General features: G+C 73.8%; 10 protein-coding genes and 1 pseudogene. 4 read left to right on the forward strand and 7 right to left on the reverse strand.

Annotation, left to right across the window (positions count from 1 at the left end; genetic code table 11):
• Positions 1 to 276: 276 nt before the first annotated feature.
• The 7 genes and pseudogenes from IE330_RS03520 to IE330_RS03550 form a co-directional block, all read right to left on the reverse strand.
• Positions 277 to 1,110: an HpcH/HpaI aldolase/citrate lyase family protein gene (locus tag IE330_RS03520; RefSeq protein ID WP_190134343.1), complete on the reverse strand. Its 834-nt coding sequence runs from the start codon at positions 1,108 to 1,110 to the stop codon at positions 277 to 279.
• On the reverse strand, positions 1,107 to 2,291 hold the full coding sequence (locus IE330_RS03525; RefSeq protein ID WP_229925347.1) for a CaiB/BaiF CoA transferase family protein: 1,185 nt from the start codon (positions 2,289 to 2,291) through the stop codon (positions 1,107 to 1,109). The genes IE330_RS03520 and IE330_RS03525 overlap by 4 nt, the downstream gene beginning before the upstream one ends.
• Positions 2,288 to 3,190 carry a ribokinase gene (gene rbsK, locus IE330_RS03530; RefSeq protein ID WP_190134344.1) on the reverse strand — a complete coding sequence of 301 codons (903 nt, stop codon included), beginning with the start codon at positions 3,188 to 3,190 and terminating at the stop codon, positions 2,288 to 2,290. Before rbsK ends, IE330_RS03525 begins: the two co-directional genes overlap by 4 nt.
• Complete coding sequence (locus tag IE330_RS03535; protein WP_190134345.1) at positions 3,187 to 4,608, reverse strand: ADP-ribosylglycohydrolase family protein; 1,422 nt, start codon at positions 4,606 to 4,608, stop codon at positions 3,187 to 3,189. The genes rbsK and IE330_RS03535 overlap by 4 nt, the downstream gene beginning before the upstream one ends.
• Entirely contained in the window at positions 4,608 to 5,771 is a 1,164-nt protein-coding gene (locus tag IE330_RS03540; protein ID WP_190134346.1) for an ADP-ribosylglycohydrolase family protein, read from the reverse strand. Before IE330_RS03540 ends, IE330_RS03535 begins: the two co-directional genes overlap by 1 nt.
• 20 nt (positions 5,772 to 5,791) lie before the next feature.
• Complete coding sequence (locus tag IE330_RS03545; RefSeq protein WP_373314552.1) at positions 5,792 to 7,084, reverse strand: ADP-ribosylglycohydrolase family protein; 1,293 nt, start codon at positions 7,082 to 7,084, stop codon at positions 5,792 to 5,794.
• A 21-nt stretch (positions 7,085 to 7,105) separates the two neighbouring features.
• Positions 7,106 to 8,095, reverse strand: a pseudogene (locus IE330_RS03550) (ADP-ribosylglycohydrolase family protein); the annotation flags it as partial.
• Positions 8,096 to 8,450: 355 nt separating this feature from the next.
• On the opposite strand from IE330_RS03550, the gene IE330_RS03555 reads away from it, so the two are divergent.
• The 4 genes from IE330_RS03555 to IE330_RS03570 all read left to right on the forward strand — a co-directional run bounded on the left by IE330_RS03555 (position 8,451) and on the right by IE330_RS03570 (position 19,143).
• Entirely contained in the window at positions 8,451 to 9,182 is a 732-nt protein-coding gene (locus IE330_RS03555; RefSeq protein WP_190134347.1) for a VIT1/CCC1 transporter family protein, read from the forward strand.
• A 375-nt stretch (positions 9,183 to 9,557) separates the two neighbouring features.
• Positions 9,558 to 14,072, forward strand: a complete 4,515-nt coding sequence (gltB, locus tag IE330_RS03560) for a glutamate synthase large subunit (RefSeq protein ID WP_190134384.1) — start codon at positions 9,558 to 9,560, stop codon at positions 14,070 to 14,072.
• Entirely contained in the window at positions 14,065 to 15,525 is a 1,461-nt protein-coding gene (locus tag IE330_RS03565) for a glutamate synthase subunit beta (protein ID WP_190134348.1), read from the forward strand. The genes gltB and IE330_RS03565 overlap by 8 nt, the downstream gene beginning before the upstream one ends.
• A gap of 2,349 nt (positions 15,526 to 17,874) precedes the next feature.
• Complete coding sequence (locus IE330_RS03570; protein WP_229925348.1) at positions 17,875 to 19,143, forward strand: sugar ABC transporter substrate-binding protein; 1,269 nt, start codon at positions 17,875 to 17,877, stop codon at positions 19,141 to 19,143.
• The last annotated feature ends 10 nt before the right edge of the window (positions 19,144 to 19,153 follow it).

Here is a 19,153-nt window from a genome sequence, read left to right on the forward strand (position 1 = left end):
TGGAGAAGGCCGCCTCGCCCGGCGAGGGTGCCGCTGCCGGGGGAGAGACCTCGCTGGAGAAGGCCGCCTCGGACGGTGGCGCGGAGTCCGCGTCCAAGGGCTGAGGTGGGTTCGGCACCGCCGGGATCGTTGTGGTGTGGTTGCTCGCCGTTGCGGCGGAGATGAGCGCGGGGCGCAACGGTTGTCGCGCGTCACAGTGGCCGAACCATGGCGTGCGTCCGGACCGCGGCGTGTGGCCGCACCATGGCGTGCTTCCGGACCGGGGCGGGCTGGGCGTCAGAGCGAGCGGCGGGACAGGGCCAGGGTTCTGTGGGCCTCCTCCACCACCGCGCGGTCCACGAAGCGGCCGTCGGGGAGTGCTTGCGCTCCCTGTTCCGTGGCCGCCGCCTCGATGACTGCCCGCGCCTGTTCGACCTCCCGCGGGGTCGGCAGGTAGGCGCGCTCGATCACCGGCAACTGCCGGGGGTGGATGGCCGCGCGGCCCAGGAAGCCGAGGGCCCGGCCGCGGGCGCAGGAGGCGGCGAGGCCGTCGGTGTCGCGGACGTCGGGGTGGACCGACTGGGCGGGCGGCGGCAGCCCGGCCGCCCGGGCCGCCACGACGAGGCGCGAGCGGCACCAGTCGAGGCCCGCCTCGTCCCGGACGCCGAGGTCGGCGCGGAGGTCGGCCTCGCCGAGGGACACACCGCGCAGCGCCGGGTGGGCGGTCGCGACGGCGAAGGCGTGCTCCACGCCGAGGGCCGATTCGAGCAGCGCGTACAGGGCGGGGGCCCCGCCCTCGCGGGGAGCGGCCCGCTCGGCGGTGCGGACCACGTCCGCCGGTGCGGTGACCTTGGGCAGCCGCAGCCCGGCGAGCCCGGGAAGCGGGGCCAGCGCCTCCAGGTCGGCGTCGGACGGGGGTGTGCCGAGGGCGTTGACGCGGACGTGGACCGGCACCGGCCGCGGCTCGGCGAGGAGTTCGGCGGTGGCCGCGCGGGCGTACGCCTTGCGGTCGGGCGCCACCGCGTCCTCCAGGTCCACGATCACCACGTCGGCCCCCGCCACCAGCGCCTTCGCCACCACCTCGGGGCGGTCGCCGGGGACGTACAGCCAGGTCAGCGGGCACGGCCTCATACGGCCCCCGCCGTGCGCAGCGCGTCGATCTCGGCGGTGGTCAGGCCGATGCCGGTCAGGATCTCGTCGGTGTCGGCGCCGTGCGGACGGCCCGCCCAGCGGATCGCGCCGGGCGTCTCGGAGAGGCGGAACAGGACGTTCTGCATGCGCAGCGGCCCCAGCTCCGGGTCGGGGACCGTGGTGATCGTGCCCAGGGCCGTGTACTGCGGGTCCGCCATGACGTCCACCACGTCCTGCACCGGGGCCACCGCCGCCTCCGCCTTCTCGAAGGCCTCGACGACCTCGGCGCGGGTGCGGCACCCGATCCAGGCGCCGACCGCCTCGTCCAGGACGTCGGCGTGGGCCGCGCGCCCGGCACCGGTGGTGAACCAGGGCTCGGCGGTCAGCTCCGGGCGGCCGACCAGGCGCATGACCCGCTCCGCGATCGACTGGGCCGACGTGGACACGGCGACCCAGCCGCCGTCGGCCGTCCGGTAGGTGTTGCGGGGCGCGTTGTTCGTGGAGCGGTTGCCGGTACGCGGCTGCACGTGGCCCACCTGGTCGTACCAGAGGGGCTGCGGGCCAAGGACCGTGAGGATCGGTTCGATGATGGCCATGTCGACGACCTGGCCCCGGCCGGTGCGGTCGCGTGCCGCGAGCGCGGTGAGGACCGCGTACGCCGTGGTCAGGCCCGCCACGGAGTCCGCGAGCCCGAAGGGCGGCAGCGTGGGCGGCCCGTCGGGCTCGCCGGTCACCGCCGCGAAGCCGCTCATCGCCTCGGCGAGCGTGCCGAAGCCGGGGCGGCGCGCGTACGGCCCGAACTGGCCGAAGCCCGTGACGCGGGCGAGCACCAGGCGCGGGTTGGCGGCGCTCAGCTCGTCCCAGCCGAGGTCCCACTTCTCCAGGGTGCCGGGGCGGAAGTTCTCGACGATCACGTCCGCGCCGGCGGCCAGGCGCAGCAGGGTGGTCCGGCCGCCGGGCGTGGACAGGTCCAGCGTCATCGTGCGCTTGTTGCGGCCGAGGAGCTTCCACCACAGGCCGACGCCGTCCTTGGCGGGGCCGTGGCCGCGGGACGGGTCGGGGCGCCGGGGGTGCTCGACCTTGACGACGTCCGCGCCGAAGTCGCCGAGCAGGGTGGCGGCGAGGGGGCCCGCGAAGAGGGTGGCGAGGTCCAGGACGCGCAGCCCCTGGAGCGGCCTCACGCGCGGGCCTCGGCTTCGGCGTCGATCTCCGTGCGGTACGGCATGGAGGCCGCCGCGCCCGGCCGCCCCACGGAGAGCGCGGCGGCCGAGGACGCCCAGGCCAGCGCGGACGGCAGGGGGCGGCCCTCGCCGAGGGCCGCCGCGAGCGCGCCCACGAACGTGTCGCCCGCGCCCGTGGTGTCCACGGCCGTGACCCGGGGCGCGGGCACGGTGACCGGCTCGGCGCCGCGCGTCGCGTACAGGCAGCCCTCGGCGCCGAGGGTGACGACGACGTCGGGCACCTGGTCCAGGAGCTTGTGGGCGGCGGTGCGCGGGTCGGTGGCGCCGGTGAGGGCGGCCGCCTCGTGCTCGTTGGCCACCAACAGGTCCACGGCGTCGAGGAGTTCGGGCGGCAGTGACTGGGCGGGCGCCGGGGTGAGGACGGTGCGCACCCCGTGGTCGCGGGCGTACCGGGCGGCGGCGAGGACGCCGTCGAGGGGGGTCTCCAGTTGCAGCAGGAGCAGGTCGGCGCAGGTGATGAGGGCCTCGTCGCCGTGGGTCAGGCCGGTCAGGGCGGCGTTCGCGCCGGGCACGACGACGATCGCGTTGCCGCCCTCGTCGTCGACGACGATGTGCGCGGTGCCGCTCGCGCCCTCCACGGTGCGCAGCAGGTCGGTGTCCACGCCCGAGTGTTCGAGCGCGGCGCGGAGCCGGCCGCCGAAGCCGTCGGTCCCGACGGCGCCGATCATCGAGACGGTGGCGCCCGCGCGGGCGGCGGCGACGGCCTGGTTGGCGCCCTTGCCGCCGGGGAAGGTGCGGAACGCGCGGCCGGTGACGGTCTCGCCGCGCCGCGGCGCCCGCTCCACGTACGCGACCAGGTCCATGTTGGTGCTGCCCAGCACGACGATGTGGGGGGTCATCGGCGAGGTGCCTCCTGCGGTAGGGGATGGTGCGTCAGCTCGGCCGTCAGGTCCGCCAGTTCGTCGAAGCCGATGCCGTGGAAGGTGCCGACGGAGGTGGCGAGGCGGTTCTTCAGCGGCGCCGTCCAGCGGGACGGGAGCGCGTCCGGGTGGCCGGCCAGCAGGCCCGCGATCGAACCGGCCGTCGCGCCGTTGGAGTCGGTGTCCCAGCCGCCGGCGACGACACGGGTGATCGAGCCGGTGAAGTCGCCGTCGGCGTGCGTGAGGGCGGCCGCGAGCAGGGCCGCGTTGGGCACGACGTGGACCCAGTGGTGACCGCCGTACGCGGCGTGCAGCCGGTCGGCCACGGTGTCGAAGTCGCGGGTCCTGCGGGCGAGGTGGACGCCGTGCCGGACGGCCCGCGCCAGGCGCGAGTCGGTCGGCACCACGGTCAGGCCCGTGGCCAGGCAGTGGTGGACGTCGCCGCCGCCGGCCGCGGCCTCCGCGATCGTGGCCGCCGCGAACATCGCGCCGTACACGCCGTTGCCGGTGTGGGTCAGGCAGGCGTCCCTGCGGGCCTGGGCGGCCGCCGCCGCGGGGTCGCCGGGGTTCGTCCAGCCGTGGACGTCGGCGCGGATCAGGGCGCCGATCCACTCGCGGAACGGGTTGCGGTGGCGGGCCGTGCGGTGCGGGGCGACACCGTTGAGGAGGTTGCGGTACGCGACCCGCTCGGCGGTGAACGTACGGGCCGCGGGCAGCTCCTCCAGCCAGAGGGCGGCCACGTCCGCGGTGGTGAAGGCGGGGCCGTGGCGCCGGAGCAGCAGCAGGTTGAGCAGGGGGTAGTTGAGGTCGTCGTCCTCCGGCATGCCGTCGATGTTCTCGGCGAGGGAGGTGGCGGCCGAGCGGCGGTTCCAGGGGTAGGCCTCCGCCAGCTCCGGGGGGAGGCCCTCGGCGGTGAACCAGGTCCGCAGGGGCCAGTTGCCGGTGGCCCGGGCGAGGGCGCGGATGCCGCGCAGGGGGAGCTTCTCCACGGGTTTGCCGAGGAGGCAGCCCGCGGCGCGGCCGAGCCAGGCGGCGTGGACGCGGTGGCGGTGCCCTGCCGGGGGCTCCCCAGACCCGCCCCTTCCCGGAACCGGGGGCTGCCGCCCCTGGACCCCGCTCGATCGGCCTTCGGCCTCGCCCTCAAACGCCGGACGGGCTGGATCCTCGCCGGTGCGGGCCGCCCACAACGACTCCTCCAGCTCGTCCAGGAGCTGCTCGGCCAAGGCCCTGAGGTGCGGTGCCGCCGGGGTCGGGGAGGCGCCCGTGCGCGGGGGGTCGGGCGGGCCGCCCGCCGCCAGCCAGCGGGCCCGTACCGCGGTGACGTCCCGGCCCTCCTGCTCGGCCTGGTGGAGTTCGTGGGCGAGGAGGTCCTCGGGCTGGAGCCAGGTCAGGCGCATCACGCGGGTCCGTCCGTCAGGGCCGCGAACGCCCGCTCGTGGGCGCGGCGGCGGGCCAGGTCCGCGGCGAAGACCTCCTCGGCCACCGCGGTCAGGGCGCGGGCCGGGGCGTGCAGGTCCAGGCGGCTGGCCTCGGCCACCCGCTTCGCCCAGTCGGGCGGCACGGCGGCCTCGCCGCCCAGCGCGCCCGCGATGGCGCCGCTCATCGTCGCGATCGAGTCGCAGTCGCGGCCGTAGTTCACCGAACCGAGCACCGTGGCGCGGTAGTCGCCGTCCCCGACCAGCACCATGCCGAGCGCGACGGGGAGCTCCTCCACGGCGTGCAGCCGGGAGGGGCGGCGGGCGCCGAGGGACGGGGCGCGGTAGTCGGGGCCGACGGTGTCGAACGGGGCGACGGCGGCGCGCAGCGGCCGCAGCGCCGTCTCGAAGGTGCGGTGCCCGTCCGCGGCCTCGGCCACCGCCTCGACGGCCGCCCGCGTGCCGTCCTTCGCCAGGCGCAGGCACGTCTCGACCACGGACGCCGGGGTGGCGCCGGGCGTGCAGGCCGCCGCGACCGCCGCCGCGAAGACGCCCGCCGCCTCGCGCCCGTACGACGACTGGTGCGCGCCCGCGACGTCCAGGGCCTCGGCGTACGCGGCCTCGGGGTGCCCGGCGTTGACCAGGCCGACCGGCGCCATGTACATCGCCGCGCCGCAGTTGACGATGTTGCCGGTGCCCGCCTCGCGCGGGTCGACGTGGCCGTGGTGCAGCCGGGCCACGAGCCACTTCTCGGCCAGGAAGATCCGGTGCAGGGGCAGCGCCTCGGCCTCCAGCTCCGGGATCCAGCGGGGCGTGGTGATCAGGTCCGGGACCAGGTGGTCGGCGATCGCGTACGCGTCCAGGTGGTCGCGGACGGCGGTGTAGACGCGCACGAGCGCGTGCGTCATCAACGTGTCGTCGGTGACGTGGCCGTCGCCCTTGTGGTACGGGGCGACGGGGCGGGCGGTGCGCCACGCGTCGCCGTGCCAGGGGCCGACGATCCCGTGGACGTGGCCGCCGTGGCGGTCGGCGATCTGCTCGGGGGAGTAGCCCTCCACGGGCCCGCCGAGCGCGTCGCCCACGGCCGCGCCGACGAGGCTGCCGGTGACGCGGTCCTCCAACGGCGTCCTTGGCGGTGCGTGCATGTCCGGTTCGCCCTCCTGGGTCAGGTCGTACGGGTCAGGTGTGCGGCGAGCTCCACCAGGTCGGTGCCCGCGAGGCGGGGCAGGGCGCAGCCGGAGAGGGTGCGGCAGGAGGCGCGCCAGGTGTCGGGGAGCGCGGCGGCCGTGCCGAGGACGCCGGTGAGGGCGCCGGCGAGGGCGGGCGCGGAGTCCGCGACGCGCGACAGGCACACGGCGGCGGGCACCGCCTCGCGCACCCGGCCGCGGGCCGCGGCCGCCAGGGCGAGGGCGACGGGGACGGTCTCGGCCGCCGCGATGCCGTAGCTGTAGACGTGGTCGACGATCTCGTGCTCCAGGAGCGGGACCAGCGCGAACGTGGCGTCGGGCGCGGGCGCGCAGGCACGGGCCAGCTTCACCGCGTGGCGGGCGTTGCGGCCGATCTCGGTGTGCTCGGGCAACTGGGCGAGGGCGGTGTCGACGGCGTCGTCCGGCCCGGCCCCGCCGAGCGCGGCCGCGACCGCCGCGGCCATGGCGCGGGCCCCGTGCACGCCGTCGCCGTCCTGGGTGTAGCGGGCGTCGAACTCCGCGAGGGCCGCGGCGCGTTCGGGGTCGCCGGGGTGGACCAGGGCGAGGACGCAGGCGCGTACGCACGCGGCGTCGTCGAAGTAGTGCGGGTTGTCGTGGCCGGTGGCGGGCGGGGCGAGGCCGGCGGCCAGGTTGCCGAGGCCCGCGCGGACGGAGATCCGGGCGCGCAGGGGGAGTACGGCGGACTCCACCTCCGGCGCGCGGGCCGCGGCGGCGGCGATCTCACCGGCCAGGGTGTGCCAGGACACGGCGAGGGCGGCGCGGGTGCGGCGGTCCCGGCCGAGGGCCGGGTCGAGGGTGCCGTCCGCGGCGGTCAGGACGGACTCGGCGGTGAAGGCGGCCCACTCGGCGTCGTCCGAGGGGCCGAGGCGCAGGGGTTCCGGGGGCTGGTTGAGGGCGATGGGGACGGGGAGGGTGGTGGTGGCGTTGTGCTCGGCGAAGGTGTCCAGTTCGCGGGTGAGGCGGCGGGTCCAGTCGGGCATGCGGGCCGCTCTGTGGCGGGCCGCGGGCCAGCCGGCGGCGTCGCCCGCGGCGAGGCCGAGCAGGAGGCCTTCGACCTGAGCCCGGTCCAGGCTCACGGGGCTGCGCCCCGGGGCCCCTGACGGGCTCGGCGCCTGTGCACAGTTGCCCGGCACCTCGGGCTGTGCCCACCCTTCCCCGAGCTCTCGGCTCCGCTCGAGCAGGGGAGACCCCACGCGCCCTGCGGGACGGCTGCCCACGGCTAGGAATGTCTCTGCGGGACGACTGCCCACAGCGGTCGCGGGGGCGGTTTCCGGGGTCAGCAGGTCCGCGATGTCCAGGACGTGGTGGCCTCTCATGGTGGGGAGGCAGGTGCCGCGTGCCGGGCCGAGGGGGCGGGTCCACTCCGGGGGGATCGCGGTGGCGCCGCAGGTGGCGCCGGCCAGGGCGCCCGCCACCGCCGCCGTGGTGTCGGCGTCGCGGCCCATGTTCACCGCCATGAGGACCGCCGTCGCGAAGTCGCCCCCGGCGGCCGCGTACGCGCCGAAGGCCAGCCCCACCGCCTCCGGCGCCAGGTCCGTCCAGGGGTAGCCGCCGACGACGACCGCCGAGCGCACCGCGCGCTCGCCCCGGTGCGCGGCGGCGACGGCGCGGCGCAGGGAGCGGGAGGTCCAGGAGTCGTACGGGACGACGGCGAGGGCGGCCGCGACCACCGTCGCCACCGGGGCCCCGGCCATCGCCGCCGCGACACCCGCCGCGACGGCCTGGCCGCCGTAGATGCCCTCGCCGTCGTGGCTGACGGTGCCGTCGACGGCGACCAGGCGGGCCGCCTCGGCCGGGTGGCCCGCGGCGAAGACGCCGAACGGCGCGGCGCGCATGGCCAGGCCGTCGCTCCAGGCGTGCCGGTGCTGGGCCGAGATGGGCGCCGCGAGGCCCCGGCGGAGGTTCTCCAGGGTGCCGCGCTCGCTGAACCCGGCGCCCCGGAACGGCCCTTCGTCCAGGTCGGCGATCCACTCGTGCCAGGCCGTCTCGACGTGGGAGACGGTCAGCGCCGACCCGTGGCGGGCGAGCAGCAGGCCCGAGAAGATCGCGTACTCGGTGTCGTCAGTGCCCGCGGGGTGCTCGACGACGTACCCGGTGATCCGGCCCCAACGGCGGCGGATCTCCGACGGCTTCAGGTTCTCCGCGGGCGCGCCGAGGGCGTCGCCGACGGCGAGGCCGAGCATCGCCCCGCGGGCCCGCTCGCGCGGGCCGCCCGCGCCGTCGGGCGCCGGGGCCGGGGGAACGCAGGCGACGGACGCCATGCCGTGCCTCCCATCGCGCCGACTGCCGTTCGCAGTGCCGTGGCTGTCCTGCACCATCCCTGCCACGCCGCGCCACTCAGGTGAGCATGTGGTTGCTCAGTGTCACTCCGTTGGCATGCTCGCGAGCCGGTCGGGGCCGCCCGGGAGCCCCGCGCACGGGGTTTCCCGGCCCTCTGCGGACCCGGTCCCGCGGGGCTCCCGGGCGCTCCGCGGACCCCGGCACGCCAGGCTTCCCGAGCCCCCGCCTGAGGCGCGTTTTCGCAGGTAAGTACGGCCTTCCTTGCTGGCGAGCACGATTTTTCGCGCGTACTTTCGAGATCGCTACCGGGATTTCCGACCGACGAGGGGGCTCGCCATGGCGATCATCGAGACCGAGGCCGCGCTGCACGAGGCGCACCGCGACAACCACACGCACCGTGACGTGAACGGTGGCTGGCTGCGCCCGGCCGTCTTCGGGGCCATGGACGGGCTCGTCTCCAACCTGGCCCTGATGACCGGCGTCGCGGGCGGCTCCGTGGCGCACCAGACCATCGTCATCACCGGGCTCGCCGGACTCGCGGCCGGCGCGTTCTCCATGGCCGCGGGCGAGTACACCTCCGTCGCCTCGCAGCGCGAGCTGGTCCAGGCCGAACTGGACATCGAGCGCCGGGAGTTGCGCAAGCACCCCAAGGACGAGGAGCGGGAGCTGGCCGCCCTGTACGTCTCCCGCGGCGTCGAGCCCGCCCTCGCCCGCGAGGTGGCGCGGCAGCTCTCGGCGGACCCCGAGCAGGCCCTGGAGATCCACGCCCGCGAGGAGCTGGGCATCGACCCGGGCGACCTGCCCTCGCCGGCCGTCGCCGCGGTCTCCTCCTTCGGCTCGTTCGCGCTCGGCGCGCTGCTCCCCGTGGCGCCGTACCTGCTCGGGGCGAGCGCCCTGTGGCCCGCCGTGCTGCTCGCGCTGCTCGGCCTGTTCGCCTGCGGCGCCGTGGTCGCCAAGGTGACCGCGCGCTCGTGGTGGTTCAGCGGTCTTCGGCAGCTCGCGCTCGGCGGGGCCGCGGCGGGTGTGACGTACGCCCTGGGCAGCCTGTTCGGGACGGCCGTAGGATGAGCCGTCGCAGGGATATGCGGGCATCCGTATAGGTAGCCGTAAAACGGCGGTTTCGATTCCTTTACCGCCGGGCATGAGCCGTAAGCGCTGCGGGCGATGAGGCCTGTGACGCTTCGGACCCACGGTCACGGACCTGCCCGTTCCGGTCCCCTCCCACCGCTCTCCACCCCCTGAGCGATGTCCAGATACTGGAATGGAGTATCCGCTTTTCGAGAAGCGGCCCATCATGTAACCTGCACGAAATTTCGCCAGGGCCAACGTCGTCCCTCGCCGCCCGCGCCCCCAGAGCCTGGGAGGTGCCCCACCACGACGACGGGAGTGCCGATGCGTCTCGACGCCTGGTCGCCCATGGACGGTCGCCCCGCCCCGCAGGGCATGTACGACCCCCGCAACGAGCACGACGCCTGTGGTGTCGGGTTCGTGGCCACCCTCACCGGTGAGGCGAGCCATGAGCTCGTCGAGCAGGCGCTGACCGTACTGCGCAACCTCGAACACCGCGGCGCCACCGGCTCCGAGCCGGACTCCGGCGACGGCGCGGGCATCCTGCTCCAGGTCCCCGACGCCTTCCTGCGCGCGGCCGCCGGCTTCGAACTGCCCGCCGCGGGCGGCTACGCCGTCGGCATCGCCTTCCTGCCGCCCACCGGCACGGACGAGGCCGTCTCACGCATCGAGACGCTCGCCGCCGAGGAGGGCCTGACCGTCCTCGGCTGGCGCGACGTGCCCGTCGCCCCGTCGCTGCTCGGCGCCACCGCCCGCGCCACGATGCCCGTCTTCCGCCAGCTCTTCGTCACCGACGGCGCCAGCACCGGCCTGGACCTGGACCGCAAGGCGTTCGTGCTGCGCAAGCGCGCCGAGCACGAGGCCGCCACGTACTTCCCGTCCCTGTCGGCCCGCACCATCGTCTACAAGGGCATGCTGACCACCGGCCAGCTCGAACCCTTCTTCCCGGACCTGTCCGACCGCCGCTTCGCCACCGCGATCGCGCTCGTCCACTCCCGCTTCTCCACGAACACCTTCCCGAGCTGGCCGCTCGCGCACCCCTACCGCTTCGTCGCCCACAACGGCGAGATCAACACCGTGCAGGGCAACCGCAACTGGATGCGCGCCCGCGAGTCGCAGCTCGTCAGCGACCTGTTCGGCAACGGCGAGCTGGAGCGGGTCTTCCCGGTGTGCACGCCCGGCGCCTCCGACTCCGCCTCCTTCGACGAGGTCCTGGAACTCCTGCACCTCGGCGGGCGCTCCCTGCCGCACAGCGTGCTCATGATGATCCCGGAGGCCTGGGAGAACCACGCCTCCATGGACCCGGCCCGGCGCGCCTTCTACCAGTACCACGCCACGATGATGGAGCCCTGGGACGGCCCCGCCTGCGTCACCTTCACCGACGGCACCCAGGTCGGCGCCGTCCTCGACCGCAACGGCCTGCGCCCCGGCCGCTACTGGGTCACCGACGACGGCCTCGTCGTCCTCGGCTCCGAGGTCGGCGTCCTCGACATCGACCCCGCCAAGGTGGTCCGCAAGGGCCGCCTCCAGCCCGGCCGGATGTTCCTCGTCGACACCGCCGAGCACCGCATCGTCGAGGACGACGAGATCAAGGCCGCCCTCGCCGCGGAGCACCCGTACGAGGAGTGGCTCCAGGCCGGGATCATCGAGCTGGGCGACCTGCCCGAGCGCGAGCACATCGTGCACACGCACGCCTCCGTCACCCGCCGCCAGCAGACCTTCGGCTACACCGAGGAGGAGCTGCGCATCCTGCTCGCGCCGATGGCGAGGACCGGCGCCGAGCCGATCGGCTCCATGGGCACGGACACGCCCATCGCCGCCCTCTCCGAGCGGCCGCGGCTCATCTTCGACTACTTCACCCAGCTCTTCGCGCAGGTCACCAACCCGCCGCTGGACGCCATCCGCGAGGAGCTGGTGACGAGCCTGCGCTCCTCGCTGGGCCCCCAGGGCAACCTCCTGGAGCCCACCGCGGCCTCCTGCCGCTCCGTGACGCTGCCCTTCCCGGTCATCGACAACGACGAGCTGGCCAAGCTCATCCACATCAACGCCGACGGCGACATGCCCGGCATGAAGGCCGCCACGCTCTCCGGCCTGTACCGCGTGCACGGCGGCGGCGACGCCCTCGCCGCCCGCATCGAGGAGATCTGCGCCGAGGCCGACGCCGCCATCGAGGCCGGGGCCCGCCTGATCGTCCTGTCCGACCGGCACTCCGACGCCGAGCACGCGCCGATCCCCTCGCTGCTGCTCACCGCGGCCGTCCACCACCACCTCATCCGCACCAAGCAGCGCACCCAGGTCGGCCTGCTCGTCGAGGCCGGCGACGTGCGCGAGGTCCACCACGTCGCGCTGCTCATCGGCTACGGCGCCGCCGCCGTCAACCCGTACCTGGCCATGGAGTCCGTCGAGGACCTGGTCCGCGCGGGCACCTTCCTCGAGGCCACCGACGGCGGGGCCGAGCAGGCCATCCGCAACCTCATCCACGCCCTCGGCAAGGGCGTGCTGAAGGTGATGTCCAAGATGGGCATCTCCACCGTCGCCTCCTACCGCGGCGCCCAGGTCTTCGAGGCCGTCGGCCTGGAGCAGTCCTTCGTCGAGAAGTACTTCAACGGCACCGCCTCCAAGATCGGCGGCGTCGGCATCGACGTCGTCGCCCAGGAGGTCGCCGCCCGCCACGCCAAGGCCTACCCGGCCTCCGGCGTGCCGTCCGCGCACCGCGCCCTCGACATCGGCGGCGAGTACCAGTGGCGCCGCGAGGGCGAGCCGCACCTGTTCGACCCCGAGACGGTCTTCCGCCTCCAGCACTCCACCCGCACCCGCCGCTACGACATCTTCAAGCAGTACACGAGCCGCGTGAACGAGCAGTCCGAGCGGCTGATGACCCTGCGCGGCCTCTTCGGCTTCAGGAGCGACCGCCCGTCCATCCCCCTGGACGAGGTCGAGCCGGTCTCCGAGATCGTCAAGCGCTTCTCCACCGGCGCCATGTCGTACGGCTCCATCTCCCGCGAGGCGCACGAGACGCTCGCCGTCGCCATGAACCAGCTCGGCGGCAAGTCCAACACCGGCGAGGGCGGCGAGGACCCCGAGCGCCTCTACGACCCGGCGCGGCGCTCCTCGATCAAGCAGGTCGCCTCCGGCCGCTTCGGCGTCACCTCCGAGTACCTGGTCAACGCCGACGACATCCAGATCAAGATGGCCCAGGGCGCCAAGCCCGGCGAGGGCGGCCAGCTCCCCGGCCACAAGGTCTACCCGTGGGTGGCGAAGACCCGGCACTCCACGCCGGGCGTGGGCCTCATCTCACCGCCGCCGCACCACGACATCTACTCCATCGAGGACCTCGCCCAGCTCATCCACGACCTGAAGAACGCCAACCCGCGGGCCCGCATCCACGTGAAGCTGGTCTCCGAGGTCGGCGTCGGCACGGTCGCCGCGGGCGTCTCCAAGGCCCACGCGGACGTCGTCCTCATCTCCGGCCACGACGGCGGCACCGGCGCGTCCCCGCTCACCTCGCTCAAGCACGCGGGCGGCCCCTGGGAGCTGGGCCTCGCCGAGACCCAGCAGACCCTGCTCCTCAACGGCCTGCGCGACCGCATCGTCGTACAGACCGACGGCCAGCTCAAGACCGGCCGCGACGTGGTCATCGCCGCGCTGCTCGGCGCCGAGGAGTTCGGCTTCGCCACCGCGCCGCTCGTCGTCTCCGGCTGCGTCATGATGCGCGTCTGCCACCTGGACACCTGCCCGGTCGGCATCGCCACGCAGAACCCGGTCCTGCGCGAACGCTTCGCCGGCAAGGCCGAGTTCGTCGTCAACTTCTTCGAGTTCATCGCCGAGGAGGTCCGCGAACTCCTCGCCGAGCTTGGCTTCCGCACCCTGGAGGAGGCCGTCGGCCACGCCGAGCTCCTCGACACCACCCGGGCCGTCGACCACTGGAAGGCCCAGGGCCTCGACCTGGAACCGCTGCTGCACGTCCCGGACCTGCCCGAGGGCGCGGTGCGCCACCAGCTCACCGCCCAGGACCACGGCCTGGAGAAGGCGCTCGACAACGAGCTGATCAGGCTCGCCGCCGACGCGCTCGCCGCGGACCGTCTCGAGGACGCCCAGCCGGTGCGCGCCCAGGTCGCCATCCGCAACATCAACCGCACCGTCGGCACCATGCTCGGCCACGAGGTGACGAAGAAGTTCGGCGGCGCGGGCCTGCCCGACGACACCATCGACATCACCTTCACCGGCTCCGCGGGCCAGTCCTTCGGCGCGTTCGTGCCGCGCGGCATCACGCTGCGCCTGGAGGGCGACGCCAACGACTACGTCGGCAAGGGCCTGTCCGGCGGCCGGATCATCGTGCGCCCGGACCGGGGCGCCGACCACCTCGCCGAGTACTCCACCATCGCGGGCAACACCATCGCGTACGGCGCGACCGGCGGCGAGATGTTCCTGCGCGGCCGCACCGGCGAGCGGTTCTGCGTGCGCAACTCCGGCGCCACCGTGGTCGCCGAGGGAGTGGGCGACCACGGCTGCGAGTACATGACCGGCGGCCACGCCGTCGTCCTCGGCGAGACCGGCCGGAACTTCGCGGCGGGCATGTCCGGCGGCGTCGCGTACGTCGTCGACCTCGACCGCGACCACGTCAACGCCGGGAACCTCACGGCGATCGAGGAGCTCACCGACTCCGACAAGCAGTGGCTGCACGACGTCGTGCGCCGCCACCAGGAGGAGACCGGCTCGACCGTCGCCGAGAAGCTGCTCGGTGACTGGGAGACCTCCGTGACCCGCTTCAGCAAGATCATCCCCAGCACGTACAAGGCAGTGCTCGCCGCCAAGGACGCCGCCGAGCGAGCCGGGCTCTCCGAGTCCGAGATCACCGAGAAGATGATGGAGGCGGCGACCAATGGCTGATCCCAAGGGCTTTCTCACGCACGGCCGCGAGGTCGCCGAGACCCGCCCGGTCGCGGAGCGGGTGCGCGACTGGAACGAGGTCTACGTCCCCGGCTCGCTGCTCCCGATCATCTCCAAGCAGGCCTCGCGCTGCATGGACTGCGGCATCCCGTTCTGCCACAACGGCTGCCCGCTCGGGAACCTGATCCCCGAGTGGAACGACTACGCGTACCGCGAGGACTGGTCGGCGGCCTCGGAGCGGCTGCACGCCACCAACAACTTCCCGGAGTTCACCGGGCGGCTGTGCCCGGCGCCCTGCGAGGCGGCGTGCGTGCTCGGCATCAACCAGCCGCCCGTCACCATCAAGAACGTCGAGGTCTCCATCATCGACAAGGCCTGGGAGACCGGGGACGTGGCCCCGCAGGCCCCCGAGCGCCTCTCCGGCAAGACCGTCGCGGTCATCGGCTCGGGCCCCGCGGGCCTGGCCGCCGCCCAGCAGCTCACCCGCGCCGGGCACACCGTCGCCGTCTACGAGCGCGCCGACCGCGTCGGCGGTCTCCTCCGCTACGGCATCCCCGAGTTCAAGATGGAGAAGCGGCACATCAACCGGCGCATCGAGCAGATGCGCGCCGAGGGCACCAAGTTCCGTACGGGGGTGGAGATCGGCCGCGACATCGACGCGGCGAAGCTGCGCAAGCGCTACGACGCCGTGGTCATCGCGGCGGGCGCCACCACGGCCCGTGACCTGCCCGTCCCCGGCCGTGAGCTCAAGGGCGTCTACCAGGCGATGGAGTACCTGCCCCTGGCCAACAAGGTCCAGGAGGGCGACTACGTCACCACGCCCGTCTCCGCCGAGGGCAAGCACGTCGTCGTCATCGGCGGCGGCGACACCGGCGCGGACTGCGTGGGCACGGCCCACCGCCAGGGCGCGGCCTCGGTCACCCAGCTCGAGATCATGCCCCGGCCGGGCGAGGACCGGGCGCCGCACCAGCCGTGGCCGACGTTCCCCATGCTGTACAAGGTCACCTCCGCGCACGAGGAGGGCGGCGAGCGCGTCTACTCCGTCTCGACGACCCACTTCGAGGGCGACGAGGACGGCAACGTGCAGTGGCTGCACCTCGTCGAGGTCGCCTTCGTCGACGGAAAGCTCACCCAGAAGCCGGGCACCGAGCGCCGCATCCCGGCGCAGCTCGTCACCCTCGCCATGGGTTTCACCGGCACGGACCGGGAGAACGGCCTGGTCGACCAGTTCGGCCTCGACCTCGACGAGCGCGGCAACATCGCCCGCGACGCCGACTTCCAGACCAACGTCCCCGGCGTCTTCGTCGCCGGCGACGCCGGCCGCGGGCAGTCCCTCATCGTCTGGGCCATCGCCGAGGGCCGCTCGGCCGCCCGCGGCGTCGACCGCTACCTCACCGGCGCCAGCGACCTCCCCGCCCCCATCCGCCCCACGGACCGGGCCCTGACGGTCTGACCTCTCACCCCCTCGACTGTCCCGTACAACGGCGTACGGAACTGAGCGCGGCGCCTGCCGGGTCCCCGACCGGATCCACCGGCAGGCGCCGCGTGTTTCCGTGTACGGGGGCCTGGGCCGGGCTGCGCTTGGCCGTGCGGGGGCGGGCTGCGCTTGACCGCGCGGGGGTGGGCTGTGGCTGGCCGTGCGGGGGTGGGCTGCGCTTGACTGCGCGTGGCCGGGCGGTGGTTGACCGTGCGGGGCCGGTCCCACCCGCCCGCCCTTGGCCCGGCGGTTGCTTCGGTGCCCGGGCCGACCCGCCCGCGTGCCCGTGGCGCCCCGGTGCTCCCGGGGCCCGCCGCACGCGACGGGGCACTCCCGCCCACCCGCCCCCGCCCGGCGCTCGTTCCGCCACCTCGGACACCCGGCCCGTGGCATGCGCGCCTGCCCTCCTGCGAGCCCCGGCTTCGCCCAAGCAGAGGCGACCCTACTCGCGCCCCGCGGGACACCCGCCCACAGCGGCGGAGTGCCGGCCCACCCCTCAACCCCACCGCCCGCACCGAGGCGCTCCCACCCACCCGCCCCCCACAACACGGCCAAGGCGGGCGCGGCCTGTGTGCGCGTACGACGCGATGACATTGCGCGAGTGCTGTGCGTCGGGGTTGGGGCGGCGAGAGGCGGGGTGGTGCAGAAGGGGCATGACGACGCGGGTGAGCGCTGTACACCAGGGCTGGTTTGGTGAATGCCGGGTGTGACGGGGGTGGCAGAAGGAGGGCCTCGACGGTGAGCGAGCGCTCTGCGTCGGCGTGCGGGTGGCGAATGCCGGAGCCTGACGGGGGAGAGCGCGTGACGACGGGGGATGAGCGCTGCGTATCGGGGCCGAGCTGTCGAGAGCTGGGGTGTGACGCGTGGGCGGATGGGAGAAGGAACGCGACGGCGGCGGGTGTGCGCTGGCGTCGGGGCCGGATTGCTGGAGGCCGGAGTGGCACGGGTGAGTGGGGTGGGAGAAGGAGGGCGTCGGCGGTGGGTGAGTGCTGCGTGTTGGGGCCGGTTTGTCGAGAGCTGGGGTGTGACGGGGTGGGAGGAGGAAGGTGTCGGCAGCGGGTGAGCGCTGTGCGTCGGGTCCGGTTTGTCGAGAGCTGGGGTGTGACGCGTGGGCGGATGGAAGAAGGAAGGCGACGACGCAGGGTGTGCGCTGATGTCGAGGCTGGGTTGCTGGAGGCCGGAGTGGCGCAGGTGAGTGGGGTGGGAGAAGGGGGCGTGGACGGTGGGTGAGTGCTGCGTGTTGGGGCCGGTTTGTCGAGAGCTGGGGTGTGACGGGGTGGGAGGAGAAGGAGGGTGTCGGCAGCGGGTGAGCGCTGTGCGTCGGGTCCGGTTTGTCGAGAGCCGGGGTGTGACGCGTGGGTGGATGGGAGAAGGAACGCGTCGACGGCGGGTGTGCGCTGGCGTCGGGGTTGGGTTGCTGGAGGCCGGAGTGGCGCGGGTGGGCGGGGTGGGAGAAGGAGGGCGACGGCGGTGGGTGAGTGCTGCGTGTCGGGGCCGGTTTGTCGAGGGTGGGTGAGCGCTGGCTTCGAGCCGGGTTGCTGAAGTTGGAGTGGCACGGGTGGGCAGGGTGGGAGAAGGAGGGCGTCGACGGCGGGTCAGCGCTCCGCGTCGGGGTTGGGCTGGCGAGAGCCGGGGTGGCACGGGTGGGCAGTGGGAGAAGGAAGGTGACGGCGGCGGGTGAGCGCTCCGCGTCGGGGGTGGGCCGGCGAGAGCCGGGGCGGTACGGGTGGGCGGGTGGGAGGAGGAACGTGACGACGGTGGGTCAGCGCTCCGCGTCGGGGTCGGGCTGGCGAAAGCCGGGGCGGTACGGGTGGGCGGGTGGGAGGAGGAACGTGACGGCGGCGGGCCAGCGCTGGCGTCGGGGCTGAGCGGGCGAAGCCGGGGTGTGGCGGGTGGGTGGGTGGGAGAGGCAACGCGACGGCGGCGGGCCAGCGCTGGCGTCGGGGCCCGGCTGGCGAGAGCCGGGGTGGCACGGGTGGGCGGGCGGGAGGGGAAGCGTAACGACGGTGAGTGAGCGCCGGCGTCGGGGCCGGGCAGGCGAAAGCCGGGGCGGTACGGGTGGGCGGGTGGGAGGGGAACACCCCCCACCAACCCCCACGTGTAGGACAAACGGGTGGCACCACGAAGGCAATCCGCCGCGCAGCGGCGGCGTAGGGAACCGCCCAAGCACAGCGATAGCGCCCCGCGCAACGGTCATTACGGTTCGGCCGCTTCCCCGAAAGGGTCTAGACCGCCCACACCCTGTGTGACCAGAATCGCTCCCACCATAGGAACCAGAAGGGGGCCGGCATGAAGCGACGTGTCATCGCGGCGGGTTGTATCGCCTTGACGCTCGGTCTGACCGCAACGGCGTGCGGCGATGACGGCGGCGACGGCGACAAGGGCGACAAGGCCGACGGCAAGGGCAAGACCCTCACCGTCTGGATCATGGAGGGGACCAACCCCGACCCCCGGCCCTTCTTCAAGGAGGTCGGCGCGGCCTTCGAGAAGAAGACCGGCGCCAAGATCAAGGTCGAGTACCAGCAGTGGGCCACGGCCCAGAAGAAGTTCACCACGGCGATCGAGGGCGGCCCCGACCAGGTCCCCGACGTCGCCGAGGTCGGCACCACCTGGGTACCGCAGTTCGCCGAGACCGACGCCCTGGTCGACGTGACCGACGACGTGAAGAAGGCGGACCTCGCGGGCGACCTCGTCGAGGGCCTGAAGGACGCCGGCACGCTGGACGGCAAGCAGTACGGCATGCCGTGGTACGCGGGCGTGCGGTCCATCGTGTACCGCAAGGACATCTTCGAGAAGCACGACCTGAAGCCGCCGACGACCTGGAAGGAGCTCCAGGAGACGGCGAAGAAGCTGAAGGAGAAGGAGCCGGGCATGGTCGCCTTCCCGGTGGCGGGCGGCGCGGAGATGTTCGCGGCCCCCTTCGTCTGGGGCGCGGGCGGCGAACTCGCCACCCAGGACGGCGACACGTGGAAGTCCGCCATCAACTCGCCCGAGGCCGTGAAGGGCATCAAGTACTACACGGACCTCGCGACGAAGGACAAGGTGTCCCCGGCCAAGGTCAACACCTGGACGGAGAAGGAGGTCGGCGACGCCTGGAACAAGGGCCAGATCTCCATGGCGGTCGGCGGCAACTGGACCCCGAAGGCCATCACCGACGCCAACCCGAAGCTGAAGGGCAAGCTCGGCGCCGTGCCGATCCCCGGCGAGAAGGGCGGCATGAGCAAGTCCTTCCTCGGCGGCTCCTACCTGTCGGTGTTCGACACCGACAAGAAGGACCTCGGCTGGGAGCTGGTCAAGCTCATGACGACGGGTGAGTTCGCCGCGAAGTGGGCCAAGCAGACCAACTACTTCCCCGGCCAGAACTCCGAGCTGAAGAAGATCGAGCAGCAGAAGGACCCGCTGGTCGAGCCGTTCGCCAAGCAGATGCTGGAGGCGGGCGCGACCGTGCCGAAGACCAAGGCGTACGGCGAGATCCAGGCCTCCAAGGTCATCCCCCGTATGGTGCAGTCGATCCTCACCGGCAAGTCGTCCGTCCAGGAGGCCGCGGACCAGGCGGCGAAGGACATGGACGAGATCTTCGCCAAGGACAAGTAGTCAGAGACGA

The sequence above is a fragment of the Streptomyces longispororuber genome (genome assembly GCF_014656095.1).
Lineage (GTDB): Bacteria > Actinomycetota > Actinomycetes > Streptomycetales > Streptomycetaceae > Streptomyces > Streptomyces longispororuber.

Excerpts from the sequence above, each read along its gene's own strand:
- gltB (WP_190134384.1), top strand. The coding sequence starts at position 9,558 with ATGTACGACCCCCGCAACGAGCACGACGCCTGTGGTGTCGGGTTCGTG.
- IE330_RS03565 (WP_190134348.1), top strand. The coding sequence starts at position 14,065 with ATGGCTGATCCCAAGGGCTTTCTCACGCACGGCCGCGAGGTCGCCGAG.
- IE330_RS03535 (WP_190134345.1), bottom strand. The coding sequence starts at position 4,608 with ATGCGCCTGACCTGGCTCCAGCCCGAGGACCTCCTCGCCCACGAACTC.
- rbsK (WP_190134344.1), bottom strand. The coding sequence starts at position 3,190 with ATGACCCCCCACATCGTCGTGCTGGGCAGCACCAACATGGACCTGGTC.
- IE330_RS03520 (WP_190134343.1), bottom strand. The coding sequence starts at position 1,110 with ATGAGGCCGTGCCCGCTGACCTGGCTGTACGTCCCCGGCGACCGCCCC.
- IE330_RS03555 (WP_190134347.1), top strand. The coding sequence starts at position 8,451 with ATGGCGATCATCGAGACCGAGGCCGCGCTGCACGAGGCGCACCGCGAC.
- IE330_RS03540 (WP_190134346.1), bottom strand. The coding sequence starts at position 5,771 with ATGCACGCACCGCCAAGGACGCCGTTGGAGGACCGCGTCACCGGCAGC.